The organism is Marinobacter sp. C7, from assembly GCF_022343555.1.
Lineage (GTDB): Bacteria > Pseudomonadota > Gammaproteobacteria > Pseudomonadales > Oleiphilaceae > Marinobacter.
Genome location: NZ_JAKQZH010000075.1, coordinates 1 through 232 on the forward strand (window position 1 = coordinate 1; position 232 = coordinate 232).

General features: G+C 66.8%; 1 protein-coding gene. It reads left to right on the forward strand.

Annotated features, from left to right (window positions below; genetic code table 11):
* The coding region (locus tag MD273_RS18800; protein WP_239039290.1) for a pseudouridine-5'-phosphate glycosidase at nt 1–232 on the forward strand (232 nt) is incomplete at both ends.

Here is a 232-nt window from a genome sequence, read left to right on the forward strand (position 1 = left end):
GGCCTCGACCCCGCCGTGATCGAGCGGCTGGCAAGGGTCGAGGATGGTGTCGTCAAGGCATCGGGACGCGACCTTGCCGTTGCCATGGTCAAGGGACAGACGGCGGGCACGACCGTTTCCGCGACGATGAAGATTGCGGCGCTCGCCGGCATTCCGGTCTTCGCCACCGGTGGTGTCGGTGGCGTTCATCGCGGTGCAGAGCAGACCTTCGACATCTCCGCCGACCTGACCG